The sequence below is a fragment of the Streptomyces sp. NPDC058691 genome (assembly GCF_042714775.1).
In the GTDB taxonomy this organism is placed as follows: domain Bacteria; phylum Actinomycetota; class Actinomycetes; order Streptomycetales; family Streptomycetaceae; genus Actinacidiphila.
Window position 1 is genome coordinate 1 of sequence record NZ_JBHXSO010000060.1, and the last position, 12,382, is coordinate 12,382.

The following is a 12,382-nucleotide window of genomic DNA, read 5'->3' on the forward strand; positions in this document are numbered from 1 at the left end:
GCGGTGGGCGGCGGTACGTCAGGGGAGGGGCGGAGCCCACATGTGGAACTTTCTGCGGCCCAGCGGCGGCTTCAACGTGCAGTTCGACCTCGCGAACGCGCACACCATCGAGCTCACCCGGCGCAACCAGGTCGTCTCGCTCACCAAGCAGGGCGCGGCCGTCGGCAATCTGCGGATCAACCTGTCCTGGCAGATGCGCACCTCCGACACCGGCGGCTGGAACCAGCGCGGCGGCTCCTGGCTGAGCCGCCAGATGCACCTGTTCAAGCCCGAGCCGGTGCAGGCGGCCGGCCCCGCCATGGTCAACGTGGACCTCGACCTGGCCTGCATGTACGAACTCGCCGACGGCACCAAGGGCGTCGTCCAGCCGCTCGGCAACTTCCTCGGCGACCTGGACGCGGCGCCGTACATCCAGATGAGCGGGGACGACCGCTTCGGCGGCTCCTCGGGCGAGACGCTCTACATCAACCTCGACAAGCGCGACGAGCTCAAGCGCATGCTCGTCTTCGTCTACATCTACGACGGCACGCCGGCCTTCGACCGCACCCACGCCAAGGTGGAGATCTTCCCCAGCTCGGGGCCGCGCATCGAGATCCCGCTCAACGAGCGCGAGCCTCAGGCCCGGTCCTGCGCCGTCGTGCTCATCGAGAACAAGAAGGGCGACCTGACCGTGCGCCGCGAGGTCAAGTACGTCTACGGCTTCCAGGCCGAACTCGACCGGCTGTACGGCTGGGGCCTGCAGTGGGGCCGCGGCTACAAGAGCAAGGTGTGAAGCCCCTCCCGCGGCCCGCCCGCGGTCAGCGGCGCTCCTCCTGGAACTGCGGGCCCTGGGGCGGCAGCGTGACGCCCTGCTGCGGCTGGGGATACCCGTAGGCCGGGGCGGGCGCGGCCGCCGTGGCGGCCGGCTGCTGCGGCGGGTAGCCGTAGGCGGGGGCCGGCACAGTGGGCTGGGGCTGCTGCGGATAGCCGTAGGCGGGGGCCGGCACGGTCGGCTGGGGCTGCTGCGGATAGCCGTACGCGGGCTGCGTGGCCTGAGTGGCCGGGGCCGGGGCCGGGGCCTGCAAGGTGTACGCCTCCGGTTCGGCGGTCACCGGGACCGTGGGCGGCACCGGCTGCGGCAGCGAGGTCACCTCGCCGTCCGGCCGCGGCTGCTGCGCCGGGGTCTCGACCAGGTCGCCCTCGTCCACGGCGATCCCGAACTCGGTCGCCAGGCCTTCCAGCCCGGACACGTACCCCTGCCCCAGCGCGCGGAACTTCCAGCCGCCGGAGCGCCGGTACAGCTCCCCGCAGATCAGCGCGGACTCGTCACCGGTGTCCGGGACGACGTCGAAGACCGCCAGCGCCTCGCCCTCGGCGCCGGCCGCCACGGAGGCGTCGTACAGCAGCACCCGCAGGTCCGAGACGAGCGCGAAGGGGCCGCCGTCGGAGGAGGCCGCGATCACCACCCGCTCGACGCTCTCGTCGAGCGCGGACAGGTCCACCTCCACCGCGTCCGTCAGCCCGGCCGGCTCGCTGCGCTTGGGCAGGTGCCGTGCCACGCCCGCCGGATGCCGGGGCTGGTTGTAGAAGACGAAGTCCTCGTCCGAGCGCACCCGCCCGTCCGTCCCGACCAGCAGCGCCGACGCGTCGACGTCCGGTATCCCCGCGCCCGGGCTCCAGCGCAGTACCGCCCGTACGCCCGAAGCCGGTACGGGGATGTTCGAGCCCTTCACCATCGCCTGCGTCATGCCCGTCATCCTGCCCTCCCGGGGGCCGCGGTCACAACGCGGGGCAGGACGGCGGCGTCCGACCCGGGCAGGCCGACATGCTGCGGACGCGAGGGGGTTACCTGATTTTCATGCACTACGGGAACGACCCAGATGACCTCGCACGTACGATAATCGGCCACGGCGTCGGGGGACGCTTCCCGCCTCACCATCCACCACCTGCCACGGGGGAACGCATGCGCCACTTCGCGCACCTCGCGCCGGACGTACGGAACGAACTCTTCTACCGGGAGCCCGGCGAGTTCACCGCCGACTCCCCGGCCGCGACGCTCGCCGTCGCCCTGGGCGCCACCCTCTACAGCCCGGCCACACGTCCGAGCCTGGCCGAGGACGTCCTCAAGCAGTCCGCCCGCGGTGTGGTCTCCATGGTCCTGTGCCTGGAGGACTCGATAGACGACCGCGAGGTCGCCGCCGGCGAGGAGAACCTGGTCCTCCAGTTCGGCGCGCTCGCCGCCCGCATGGGGGACGCCGACCCGCCCCTGCTCTTCATCCGCGTCCGCACCCCGGAGCAGATCACCGACCTGGTGCGCCGCCTCGGCGACACCGCGCGCCTGTTGTCCGGGTTCGTGCTCCCCAAGTTCACCGAGGAGTCCGGCGTCGCCTTCCTGGAGGCGCTCGCGGCCGCCGAGGCCATGTGCGGCCGCCGGCTCTTCGCGATGCCGGTGCTGGAGTCGCCGCAGCTGATGCACCTGGAGACGCGCACCGAGACGCTGTACGGGATAGCGCGGACCGTCGACAAGTACCGCGAACGCGTGCTCGCGCTGCGCCTGGGCGTCACCGACTTCTGCTCCGCCTACGGCCTGCGCCGCTCGCCGGACATGACCGCCTACGACGTCCGCATCGTGGCCTCGGTCATCGCCGACGTCGTCAACGTCCTCGGCCGTGCGGACGGCACCGGCTTCACGATCACGGGCCCGGTGTGGGAGTACTTCCGGCACTCCGAGCGCATGTTCAAGCCGCTGCTGCGGCACAGCCCCTTCGTGCCCGAGGCCGTCGACCTGCGCGACGCCCTCATCCAGCGCGACATGGACGGCCTGCTGCGCGAGATCGAACTCGACCGCGCCAACGGACTGCAGGGCAAGACCTGCATCCACCCCTCGCACGTGCAGCCCGTGCACGCGCTGAACGTCGTCTCCCACGAGGAGTGGACGGACGCCGCGGACATCCTCCACGAGGACCGCAGCGGCGGCGGCGTCCTGCGGTCGGCCTACACCAACAAGATGAACGAGGTGAAGCCGCACCGCGCCTGGGCCGAGCGCACCGTGCGGCGTGCCGAGGTCTTCGGCGTGGCGCGGGAGGAGACCAGCTTCGTGGAGCTCCTCGCCGCGTGCGTGCCGTCATGACCGGCACCCACCGGGAAAGGGCCGTCCCCATGGCAGCAGAGCCCGTCTGGTCCGGACAGTGGGTCGCCGACCGCCTCGGCATCGCCCTGCGCGGCGAGGGCCTGAGCGGTCTGCTGGGCCTCGCCCTGCGGCGCAACCCCAAGCGCGCGCACCTGCTCGTCTCCAACGTGCTGGGCAAGCACGTCCCGCAGCGGCCCGGGGCCGTCTACGCGGCCGGGCACGGGCTCGGCGTGCGCGTGCGCGAACTGCTCGGCGCCGGCGCGGCGGCGCGCGCGGTCGTGCTCGGCTACGCCGAGACCGCCACCGGCCTCGGCCACGCCGTCGCCGACGGTCTCGGCGCGGCCCCCTACCTCCACTCCACCCGGCGGCCGGTGCCCGGCGTGACCCCGGTCGGCGGCTTCGAGGAGGAGCACAGCCACGCCACCTCCCACCTGCTGCTGCCCGAGGACCCCGCGCTGCTGGCCGGGGACGGACCGCTGGTCCTGGTCGACGACGAGTTCTCCACCGGCCGCACCGTGCTCAACACGATCCGCGCGCTGCACGCCCGCTACCCGCGGGACCGGTACGTGGTGGTGGCCCTGGTCGACATGCGCTCGCCCGCCGACCGGGAACGGCTCACCGCCGTCGCCGCCGAGCTGGGCGCCGAGGTCGACCTGATCGCCCTCGCCTCGGGCGGGGTCGACCTCCCCGAGGACGTGCTGGAACGGGGCCGGGCACTGGTCGCCGAGCACGGCGGTGACGCCCCGGCCGCGCATCCGGCACCGGACGGCGACCGCCCGCGGCCGGAGCGCGTCCCGCTCGACTGGCCGGCCGGCGTGCCCGACGGCGGTCGGCACGGCTTCACCCCCGCCCACCGCGCACGGCTGGAGGCCGCCCTGCCCGGGATGGCCGCCTCGCTGGCGGCGCGGGCGAAGGACGCGACGGGCGGCGGCCGGATCCTGGTGCTCGGCAACGAGGAGCTGATGTACGCCCCGCTGCGGCTCGCGCAAGCCCTTCAGGAGGCGCTGCCGCACGCGGAGGTCCGCTTCTCCACCACCACGCGCTCGCCCGTGCTCGCCGTCGACGACCCCGGGTACGCGATCCGCACCCGGATCGTCTTCCCGGACCACGACGCGCCCGCGGACGGCCCCGGCGAGCGCTACGCGTACAACGTCGCGGGCGCCGGCTTCGACACGATCGTCGCGGTCGTGGACAGCGTGGCGGACACGCCCGCGCTGCACGGCCCGCGAGGGCTGCTCGCGCGGCTCGCCGACCACACAGAAAGGCTGCTGCTCACCGTGGTGCCCTCGTACGAACCCCGCACCTCCGCAGGGCTCCCGGAGCCGCTGCGCGGCCCCGCGTTCTCCTCCTACGCCGCCGAGGAGGTCGGCTGGCTGCTGAAGGACCTGTCCGACGTGGAGCTTGAGGCCCCGACCGAGGAGCGCGAGGAGGCCATCCAGAGCGGCGGCGCGCACTACGCGGAGTCGCTGCCCGAGGAGTACCAGCCGAGCACGGAGTACCAGGAGCTGTTCCGGGCCGCCCTGGAGGAGTCCGCGGACCGGATCGCCCGCGCCGTCGGCGCCGTCACCGACCTGGTGCTCGCCGAGCGCGGCCCGGACGCGGTGCTGGTCTCGCTGGCCCGCGCGGGCACGCCCGTCGGCGTGCTGATGCGCCGCTGGGCCCGGCACGCCCACGGCCTGGAACTGCCGCACTACGCGGTCTCCATCGTGCGCGGCCGCGGCATCGACACCACCGCGCTGCGCTGGCTGGCCGAGCACCACGACCCGGCCCGGGTGGTCTTCGTGGACGGCTGGACCGGCAAGGGCGCCATCACCCGCGAACTGGCCGACGCCGTCGCCCCCTTCGGGGATTTCGACCCGGAGATCGCGGTGCTCGCCGACCCGGGGTCGTGCGTGCGCACCTACGGCACCCGGGACGACTTCCTCATCCCGTCCGCGTGCCTCAACTCCACCGTCTCCGGCCTGATCTCGCGCACCGTGCTGCGCTCCGACCTGATCGGCCCGGACGACTTCCACGGCGCGAAGTTCTACCGCGAGCTGGCCGGTTCGGACGTCTCCACCCTCTTCCTCGACACGGTCGCCGCCCGCTTCGGCGACGTGGCCGAGGACGTGGCCCGTGACCTCAAGGAGCTCCAGGCCGCCGACCGCACCCCCACCTGGGAGGGCTGGAAGGCCGTGGAGCGGATCAGCGAGGAGTACGGCATCGGGGACGTCAACCTGGTCAAGCCCGGCGTCGGCGAGACCACCCGGGTCCTGCTGCGCCGCGTGCCCTGGCGGGTGCTCGCCCGCCGCGGAGCCGGCGCCGACCTGGCCCACATCCGGCTGCTCGCCGAGCAGCGGGGCGTCCCGGTGGAGGAGGTGGACGACCTGCCGTACTCGTGCGTCGGGCTGATCCACCCGCGCTTCACCCGGGGCGCGACAGGCACCAACGGAAAGGCCGTGACGGCCCAGTGAAACAGCGTCCGGACCAGCGCACGCTCGTCGCCAGCGACCTCGACCGCACCCTCGTCTACTCCCCGTCGGCGCTCGCCCTGACCGTACCCGACGAGGACGCGCCCCGCCTGCTGTGCGTGGAGGTCCACGAGGGACGGCCGCTGTCCTTCATGACCGAGACCGCCGCCGGCCTGCTCCAGAAGCTGGCCGCGGTCGCCGAGTTCGTCCCCGCGACCACCCGTACCCGCAAGCAGTACCGGCGCATCAACCTGCCCGGCCCGGTGCCGCGTTACGCGATCTGCGCCAACGGCGGGCACATCCTCGTCAAGGGCCACACCGACCACGAGTGGAACGCCGAGATGCGCCGCCGCCTCGACGAGGGGTGCGCGCCGCTGGACGAGGTGCGGGCGTACATGGCGCGCACCTCCGACGAGTCCTGGCTGCGCAAGGAGCGCGTCGCCGAGGACCTGTTCGTCTACCTCGTCGTCGAGCGCTCCCTGCTGCCCGAGAACTGGGTGAAGGAGCTCGCCGAGTGGGCCGAGGAGCGGGGCTGGACGGTGTCGCTGCAGGGCCGCAAGATCTACGCCGTGCCCCGGCCGCTCACCAAGTCCGCCGCGCTGGCCGAGGTCGTCCGGCGCACCGGCGCCGAGCACGTCCTGGCCGCCGGCGACTCCCTCCTGGACGCGGACCTGCTGCTCGCCGCGCACACCGGCTGGCGCCCGGGCCACGGCGAACTCGCCGACTCCGGCTGGACCGCCCCGCACATCGACGCGCTCACCCTGGCGGGCGCGGCGGCGGGCGAGGAGATCCTGCGCCGGATGCTCAGCGTGTCCCGCCGCTGATCCGCAGCACGCGGGTGGCCGCGCTGCGCGTCGACTCGACGCGCAGCGCGTTCGGCCGCTCACTGGACTCGATGAAGGCGCGCGCCTCGTCCTCCGTGCGACCCCCCGTCACATGGCGTGCGAGCAACCGCTCCTCGCGCACCGCCCGCTCGGTCTCCAGGAACCACAGCTCGTCCAGCAGGTCCCGCACCTCGTGCCAGCCGGGGCCGTCGTCGGCGAGGTAGTTCCCCTCGGTCACCACCAGCCGGGCGCCGTCCGGCACCGCGATGCCCGCCGCCACCGGCTCGTCCAGCGCCCGGTCGAAGTCCGGCGCGTAGACCGTGCGGCCGCCCGGCGCGCGCAGCCGCCGCAGCAGATGGACGTAACCGTCCACGTCGAAGGTCTCCGGCGCGCCCTTGCGCCCGCGCAGCCCCAGCCGGTCCAGCTGGGTGTTGGCGAGGTGGAAGCCGTCCATCGGGACGTGCACGGCCGTGCCGGCGCCGAGCCGCGCGTTCACCCCGTCCACCAGCGACCTGGCCAGGGTCGACTTGCCCGCGGCGGGAGCTCCGGCAACGCCCAGCAGCACCCGCCTGCCTGGCATGCTGGGCACCAAGGCGACGGCGTCATCCACGTACATGCCCGTCACCTTAAGGAGCAGCCGTGAACGAGACCAAGAATCCCCCTCTGACCCCCGAGCTCTACGCCTACGTGCTGGACCACAACCCGCCCCTGGACCCCGTCCAGCGCGAGCTGGTCGAGATCACCCACGCCCGCTTCGGCGACGCGGCGGGGATGCAGTCCGCGCAGGAGCAGGGGCCGCTGCTGGCCTTCCTGGTCCGGCTGCTCGGCGCCCGCGACATCGTGGAGGTCGGCACCTTCACCGGCTTCTCCGCCCTGTCCATGGCGCAGGCCCTGCCCGAAGGCGGGCGCCTGCTCGCCTGCGACGTCTCCGAGGAGTGGACCGCCGTCGCCCGCGAGGCGTGGGCCAAGGCGGGGGTGGAGGACCGCATCGACCTGCGGATCGCGCCCGCGCTCGACACGCTCCGGGCGCTGCCCCAGCAGCCCGCGATCGACCTGGTCTACCTGGACGCCGACAAGGAGAACTACATCGCCTACTGGGAGGAACTGGTGCCCCGCATGCGGCCGGGCGCGGTCCTCGCGGCCGACAACACCCTCTTCCACGGCCGGGTGGCCGACCCCGCCGCGGGCGGCGCCGCCGCGGCCATCCGGGAGTTCAACGACCACGTCGCGGCCGACACCCGGGTGGAGGCCCTGCTGCTGACCGTCGCCGACGGGCTGACCCTGGCGCGCAAGCGCTGAGCTCTGGCTAACCTGTGCTCATGCCCCGATACGAATACCGCTGCCGGTCCTGCGGCACCACCTTCGAGCTGAACCGGCCCATGGCCGAGTCCTCCTCCCCGGCGCAGTGCCCGTCCGGGCACGACGACACGGTCAAGCTCCTGTCGGCCGTCGCGGTCGGCGGCACCGCCTCCGCCGCGGGCGCCGCCACCGGCCCGGCCGGCGGCGGGGGTTGCTGCGGCGGCGGTTGCTGCGGCTGACCCACCGCGGCAGCGGCCGATAACCGCTCGCGGGCACGTGCCCGCGGGAGGGACACTGCCCGCGTGACGGAGCAGCAGGCAACAGGGCGCACGGTCGATGTCGTGGTGACGTACGACGGGGAACGGCTCGGCGGGACCGGTCCCTTCCCGGTCGTGACGCGGTGGTGGTCCGACGTCACGGAGATCGTGGCGCATCTGGAGGCCCTGCTGGGCGTGCCGGTGGTCGTGCTCCGGCTGCTGCGCGCTCACGGGGGCGACGGGGGCCGCGACGGGTCGGTGACCTACCACGCGGAGGCACTGCGCAGGCCCCGCGACGGCGCGCTCCGCGAGGACGCGGCCGGGGCGGGCACCGACGGCCTCCTGGGACCGGCGGCCCTGCGCGTGGACTGGGCGACGCCGGAGGGCCTGTGGTCCGCCTTGACGTGGGCGTTCGGCGAGCTCGGCGGCGGCACGGCCGAGCAGGTCAGGACCTGGAACCTCTCCGGGGTGTTCCGCATGACGCCGGAGGACGGCCGCACAGTGTGGCTGAAGACCACCAGCCCTCGCTTCAACGCCTGCGAGGCCACCGTCATCCGCCTCTTCGCCGCCGGGGACCGGGAGTTCGTCCCGGACGTGGTGGCGGCCGACACGCCGCGGCGGCGGGTGCTGCTCGGCCACGTGGAGGGCGTGAACTGCTACAGGGCGGAGCCGGACGTCGCGAGCGCCGCCGTGCGGCGGCTGGCGGCGGCCCAGGCCGCCATCGCCTCCGCGACGGCTCCGCAGGGGCTGCGGGACCTCACCCCGGGCACCCTGATCGACCGGCTGCCAGGGCTGCTCGACGGCGAGGCCGGCCGGGACCTCACCCCGGCGGAGCGGGCCGGGGCACGCCGGCTGATCGCGCGGCTGCCCGCGCTGATCGCGGAACTCGACGCCTGCGGGCTGCCGCACACCGTCGTGCACGGCGACTTCCACCCCGGGAACTGGCGCAGCGACGGACGGCGCATCGTGATGATCGACTTCGCCGACAGCCACTTCGGCCACCCGGTGCTCGACGGCCTGCGGCCGCGCGACTTCCTGGACGACCGCAGCTGGGAGCACGCCGCCGACGCCTGGGTCGAGGCCTGGTCGGCGCTGGTGCCCGGATCCGATCCGCGCCGCGCGCTCACGGTCGGCGCGCCGCTGGCGCATCTGCTGTACGCCGTTCGTTACCAGGAGTTCCTGGACAACATCGAGCCCAGTGAACGGGCGTACCACGAGGGGGATCCGGCCGGCGAGATCCGCGCGGCGCTTGCGGGGGGTTGATCCGGGGTGGGTTTCTCCCCCGCCCTCCCTCCCGGGTGCCCTGTGAAGTCCGTGCGGCCCGGCGCGCGTGCGGGGTGGGCCGGGGTCGGGGCCTCCGGGGCTGGCCATTCTGGACAGCACATTTACGTGCGTTTCCAGCACCTGCCCATCCCATCCCGACCCGGATACCGCACACAAATATGCTCCACAGTCCAGAACGCCCACCCCTCCACCCCCGCCCCCTCCGTAGTTACGAGCGCCTGATCCCCAGTGGGGGGTAGAAGGCAGCCATGGCGTGCGCCCACGGTTGGTGCAGCGGCACATCGGCCGCCCAGCCGTCACCGCCAACACACAACCCCGCAGGCCGTCGCATTCCGCTCCCCTGGGGGCCTCGATAGGGCTCGCGGTCAATGGCGCGTGCCCCCTTGGTGCAGCGCACAACGGCATCGGCTGCCACGTCGCGCCCACAGCGGGCCCCCCGGCCGAATGTTGGGGCAGGACCTAGCAGGCCAATGGCGGGATCCAGGCAACCGCGGTCACCCCGGTCCGCCTCCATACCCCCCACTGGGGATCAGGCGCATGACGAAACCGAGGGGGCGGGGGTGCAGGGGTGGGCGTTCTGGACTGTGGAGCATATTTGGGTGCACAACCCGGAGTGCCCAGCGGAGAGTGCCCGAGGCACCAAAATGTGCTGTCCAGAATGGCCAGCCCCGGAGGCCCCGCACCCGACCCACCAGCAACGCGCGCCGGGGTCACTGACTTCACAGGGCTGGGGGCACCCCCGGCCGAAGGTTGGGGGAGGGAGGGAGGGCGGGGAAAAAGCCTACCCGCACAGCAACACCGGGCTAGGGCCGGCCGCCCGCCCGGTCCTCACGGATCGCCGTGACGACATGGGCCGCCGCATCCCGCACGGCCGCCGTCTCCAGAAGGAAGTGCCACCAGTCCGGGTGGCGGCCCTCCAACCCGGTGACCGCGCGGTCGAGGCGCGCGACCGCGTCGTCCAGGGGGCGCGCGTGCCGCGGTTCGGGGGTCGTGCGCCCCTGCATGGCCAGGCGCTGGGCGTCGCGGAGGGCGAAGCGGGTGCGGTCGATCTCGCCCTGGGGGTCCTTGCTGACCTCGTTGAGCCGGCGCAGGCGGTCCCCGGCCGCGGAGACCGCGCCGTCGGCGTCGTCGAGCTGCGCCCGCACGGTCGCCAGAAGCGCCGTGGCGTCCGGCCAGCGCTGCTCCTCGCGGGCCTTGGTGGCCTCCACCAGTTTCTGCTCGGCGCGCCCGACCGCCTCGGCGGCCCGCTGCGGGACCTGCTGGAGGTCCTCCCAGCAGGCCATGGAGAACCGCCGCCGCAACTCGCTGAGGACCGGTGTGACGCCCTCGCTGCGGGTGGCCAGCGCCTGCGTACGGGTGCGCAGCGAGACGAGGCGCTTGTCGATCTCGCGGGCCCGCTCGGGGAGCCGTTCGGCCTCGGCGCGGATGGTCTCCGCCGTCCGCAGGACCTCGTCGGCGCGGCGGATGGTCTCCTGGACGCCGTGCCGGCCGGCGCCCTGGTTGAGCTTGGTGAGCTCCGGGCCGAGCGCGGCGAGCCGGGCGGCCAGGTCGTCCGCGCGCAGCCCGTCGGCGCGTACCGCGTCCAGGGCGTTGGAGGCGGCCAGCAGGGCCTGCCGGGCGCGCTCGACGGCGGGCGCGAGGCGGGCGAGCTGGGTCCCGGCCTTCTCCAGCAGCGGCGTCAGGTTCCGGGTGAAGGTGTCCAGGTCGGTCCGGGCGCGGGTCAGCTCGTCCTTGGCGCGGGTCAGCTCGGTGCGGGCACGGGCCGCGGTCGAGGCGTCCAGTTCGTCATGGTCAAGGTCGTAGGCGTCGACGGCGGCGATGTAGCCCGCGCTTACCTGGTCGATGCGCTCGCTCAGCGCCCGGAAGTCCTCGACGGCGCGCCGGGCGGCCGGGGTGTCGTCCACGGCGGTGACCGTCTCTATGGAGATCACGAGGTCGCGCTGGGCCGTGTCGAGTTCGTAGAAAGCCTGCGCGGCGGCGTCCTTCGCGGCCTGGGCGTCGGCGCGCAGATTGTCCCCACGCCGCCACCACGAGCGTGCCGTCGTCACAGTCGCCCTCTCCCGCAGGTCCGCCGCCGGTGGTTGTCCGCTCCAGTCTCCCACCCGGCAGGGACGAATACACGGGCCGGTCGGTTGCGTCAGCCGGCGTCCGCCTCGACGACGTTCACCGATCCGTCGGAGGTCCGGACCGTGACCGTGCGGTGGCTGCTGTCGTCGCGCGGCACGGCGATGCGGACGTGCCCGTCGCCGGAGCTCGCGCTGACCTTGTAGCTCTGCTCGGGAAGGGCCACCCGCACCGATCCGTCGCCGCTGGCGGCCTCGACGCTGTCGGGGGCCTGTACGAAGGCCAGCGTCAGCGAGCCGTCCGAGGTGTGCGCGGTGACCCGGCGGGAGGCCAGGCCCGTCGCCTCGATCCGGCCGTCGCCGCTGGACAGCTCCAGGGGGCCGGTCACATCCCGGACCCGGACGGAGCCGTCCTTGGTGGTGAGCGTGAGCGGCGTGCCGAAGCCACTGGCCTCCACGCGGCCGTCCCCGTTGTTCACCGTCACGGTCACGCCGCGCGGCACCAGCACCTCGTGGCGGGCGGAGCAGTTCTGCACCAGGCCCTGGCACGTGACCCGGAATTTCAGGGTGTGGCCGTTCAGCGACCAGGTCGCCTTGGGGCTGTCGCCGAGCACGGACCAGCCGTCGAACCAGCGGGTGACCTCGACGTCCTTGACGTCGGCGGGCCTGACCACGACCGAGCTGTCAGCGGCGTCGATGGTCAGCCGGGTCCCGGCGAGCGCGAAGTCGCGCTTCTCGGGCCGGGTGTCGTCGGAGGCGTCCGCGCACGCGGAGGCCGTCATGGCGAGTGCCACCGCACCGGCGGCGGCGGTCAGGGTCCTGAGAGTGCGTGTGCGTTGCGTCGTGTCCGTCATGTCAAGGACGGTACGGAGAGCGCCGCGGAGCCGGAATCAGGCCGCCCACCGGATACGGGGTGGGGCAAACCCCCGCCCGGCGCGGGGGTCAACGGCCGCGCGCGCCGGGGGGGGGGGGCCGCGGGGGGGCGGGCCCGCGGCCCCCCCCTGGGGGGGGGGGGCCGCCCCCGGCCCGGCCCCCGCGCCCCTCGTTCAGCACCAGCGACAAGACAGCAGGACAAGACAGTAGGGAGCAGACATGC

The 12,382-nt window shown here is 73.7% G+C and carries 11 protein-coding genes; 7 read left to right on the top strand and 4 right to left on the bottom strand.

The genetic code is table 11. The features are described from left to right. Nucleotides 1-40: 40 nt before the first annotated feature. Nucleotides 41-772 carry a Tellurium resistance gene (locus ACFWVC_RS31645; RefSeq protein ID WP_384295493.1) on the top strand — a complete coding sequence of 244 codons (732 nt, stop codon included), beginning with the start codon at nucleotides 41-43 and terminating at the stop codon, nucleotides 770-772. Nucleotides 773-797: 25 nt separating this feature from the next. On the opposite strand, the gene ACFWVC_RS31650 is transcribed toward ACFWVC_RS31645, so the two are convergent. Next, nucleotides 798-1,727, bottom strand: coding sequence for a TerD family protein (locus ACFWVC_RS31650; protein ID WP_384295346.1), 930 nt, complete (start codon nucleotides 1,725-1,727; stop codon nucleotides 798-800). 215 nt (nucleotides 1,728-1,942) lie between these two features. Here ACFWVC_RS31650 and ACFWVC_RS31655 point away from each other — a divergent pair, with 215 nt between their 5' ends. The 3 genes from ACFWVC_RS31655 to ACFWVC_RS31665 are packed head-to-tail and all read left to right on the top strand — an operon-like array spanning nucleotide 1,943 to nucleotide 6,383. Continuing rightward, nucleotides 1,943-3,109: an HpcH/HpaI aldolase/citrate lyase family protein gene (locus ACFWVC_RS31655; protein WP_384295349.1), complete on the top strand. Its 1,167-nt coding sequence runs from the start codon at nucleotides 1,943-1,945 to the stop codon at nucleotides 3,107-3,109. A gap of 29 nt (nucleotides 3,110-3,138) precedes the next feature. Next, the gene (locus tag ACFWVC_RS31660; RefSeq protein WP_384295352.1) at nucleotides 3,139-5,562 is read left to right on the top strand and encodes a phosphoribosyltransferase; all 2,424 of its coding nucleotides are present in this window, start codon (nucleotides 3,139-3,141) and stop codon (nucleotides 5,560-5,562) included. Beyond that, the gene (locus tag ACFWVC_RS31665; RefSeq protein ID WP_384295354.1) at nucleotides 5,559-6,383 is read left to right on the top strand and encodes an HAD family hydrolase; all 825 of its coding nucleotides are present in this window, start codon (nucleotides 5,559-5,561) and stop codon (nucleotides 6,381-6,383) included. The genes ACFWVC_RS31660 and ACFWVC_RS31665 overlap by 4 nt, the downstream gene beginning before the upstream one ends. Here ACFWVC_RS31665 and ACFWVC_RS31670 read toward each other — a convergent pair. Next, nucleotides 6,364-6,999 (bottom strand): nucleoside/nucleotide kinase family protein, encoded by a 636-nt coding sequence (locus ACFWVC_RS31670; protein WP_384295357.1) that lies wholly within the window; start codon nucleotides 6,997-6,999, stop codon nucleotides 6,364-6,366. The genes ACFWVC_RS31665 and ACFWVC_RS31670 overlap by 20 nt on opposite strands. A gap of 23 nt (nucleotides 7,000-7,022) precedes the next feature. Here ACFWVC_RS31670 and ACFWVC_RS31675 point away from each other — a divergent pair, with 23 nt between their 5' ends. The 3 genes from ACFWVC_RS31675 to ACFWVC_RS31685 all read left to right on the top strand — a co-directional run bounded on the left by ACFWVC_RS31675 (nucleotide 7,023) and on the right by ACFWVC_RS31685 (nucleotide 9,202). Next, complete coding sequence (locus ACFWVC_RS31675) at nucleotides 7,023-7,682, top strand: O-methyltransferase (protein ID WP_384295359.1); 660 nt, start codon at nucleotides 7,023-7,025, stop codon at nucleotides 7,680-7,682. A gap of 20 nt (nucleotides 7,683-7,702) precedes the next feature. Next, the gene (locus ACFWVC_RS31680) at nucleotides 7,703-7,921 is read left to right on the top strand and encodes a zinc ribbon domain-containing protein (protein WP_384295362.1); all 219 of its coding nucleotides are present in this window, start codon (nucleotides 7,703-7,705) and stop codon (nucleotides 7,919-7,921) included. A 63-nt stretch (nucleotides 7,922-7,984) separates the two neighbouring features. Further along, entirely contained in the window at nucleotides 7,985-9,202 is a 1,218-nt protein-coding gene (locus ACFWVC_RS31685) for a phosphotransferase family protein (RefSeq protein WP_384295364.1), read from the top strand. Between the two features lie 824 nt (nucleotides 9,203-10,026). On the opposite strand, the gene ACFWVC_RS31690 is transcribed toward ACFWVC_RS31685, so the two are convergent. Both ACFWVC_RS31690 and ACFWVC_RS31695 read right to left on the bottom strand, forming a co-directional pair. Further along, the gene (locus ACFWVC_RS31690; RefSeq protein ID WP_384295367.1) at nucleotides 10,027-11,271 is read right to left on the bottom strand and encodes a hypothetical protein; all 1,245 of its coding nucleotides are present in this window, start codon (nucleotides 11,269-11,271) and stop codon (nucleotides 10,027-10,029) included. An 89-nt stretch (nucleotides 11,272-11,360) separates the two neighbouring features. Continuing rightward, nucleotides 11,361-12,140 carry a DUF4097 family beta strand repeat-containing protein gene (locus tag ACFWVC_RS31695; protein ID WP_384295371.1) on the bottom strand — a complete coding sequence of 260 codons (780 nt, stop codon included), beginning with the start codon at nucleotides 12,138-12,140 and terminating at the stop codon, nucleotides 11,361-11,363. Between the last annotated feature and the right edge of the window lie 242 nt (nucleotides 12,141-12,382).

What these genes read in the sequence shown, in the direction of transcription:
- ACFWVC_RS31660 (WP_384295352.1), top strand. Translation starts at nt 3,139, where the DNA reads ATGGCAGCAGAGCCCGTCTGGTCCGGACAGTGGGTCGCCGACCGCCTC.
- ACFWVC_RS31645 (WP_384295493.1), top strand. Translation starts at nt 41, where the DNA reads ATGTGGAACTTTCTGCGGCCCAGCGGCGGCTTCAACGTGCAGTTCGAC.
- ACFWVC_RS31695 (WP_384295371.1), bottom strand. Translation starts at nt 12,140, where the DNA reads ATGACGGACACGACGCAACGCACACGCACTCTCAGGACCCTGACCGCC.
- ACFWVC_RS31670 (WP_384295357.1), bottom strand. Translation starts at nt 6,999, where the DNA reads ATGTACGTGGATGACGCCGTCGCCTTGGTGCCCAGCATGCCAGGCAGG.
- ACFWVC_RS31680 (WP_384295362.1), top strand. Translation starts at nt 7,703, where the DNA reads ATGCCCCGATACGAATACCGCTGCCGGTCCTGCGGCACCACCTTCGAG.
- ACFWVC_RS31655 (WP_384295349.1), top strand. Translation starts at nt 1,943, where the DNA reads ATGCGCCACTTCGCGCACCTCGCGCCGGACGTACGGAACGAACTCTTC.
- ACFWVC_RS31650 (WP_384295346.1), bottom strand. Translation starts at nt 1,727, where the DNA reads ATGACGCAGGCGATGGTGAAGGGCTCGAACATCCCCGTACCGGCTTCG.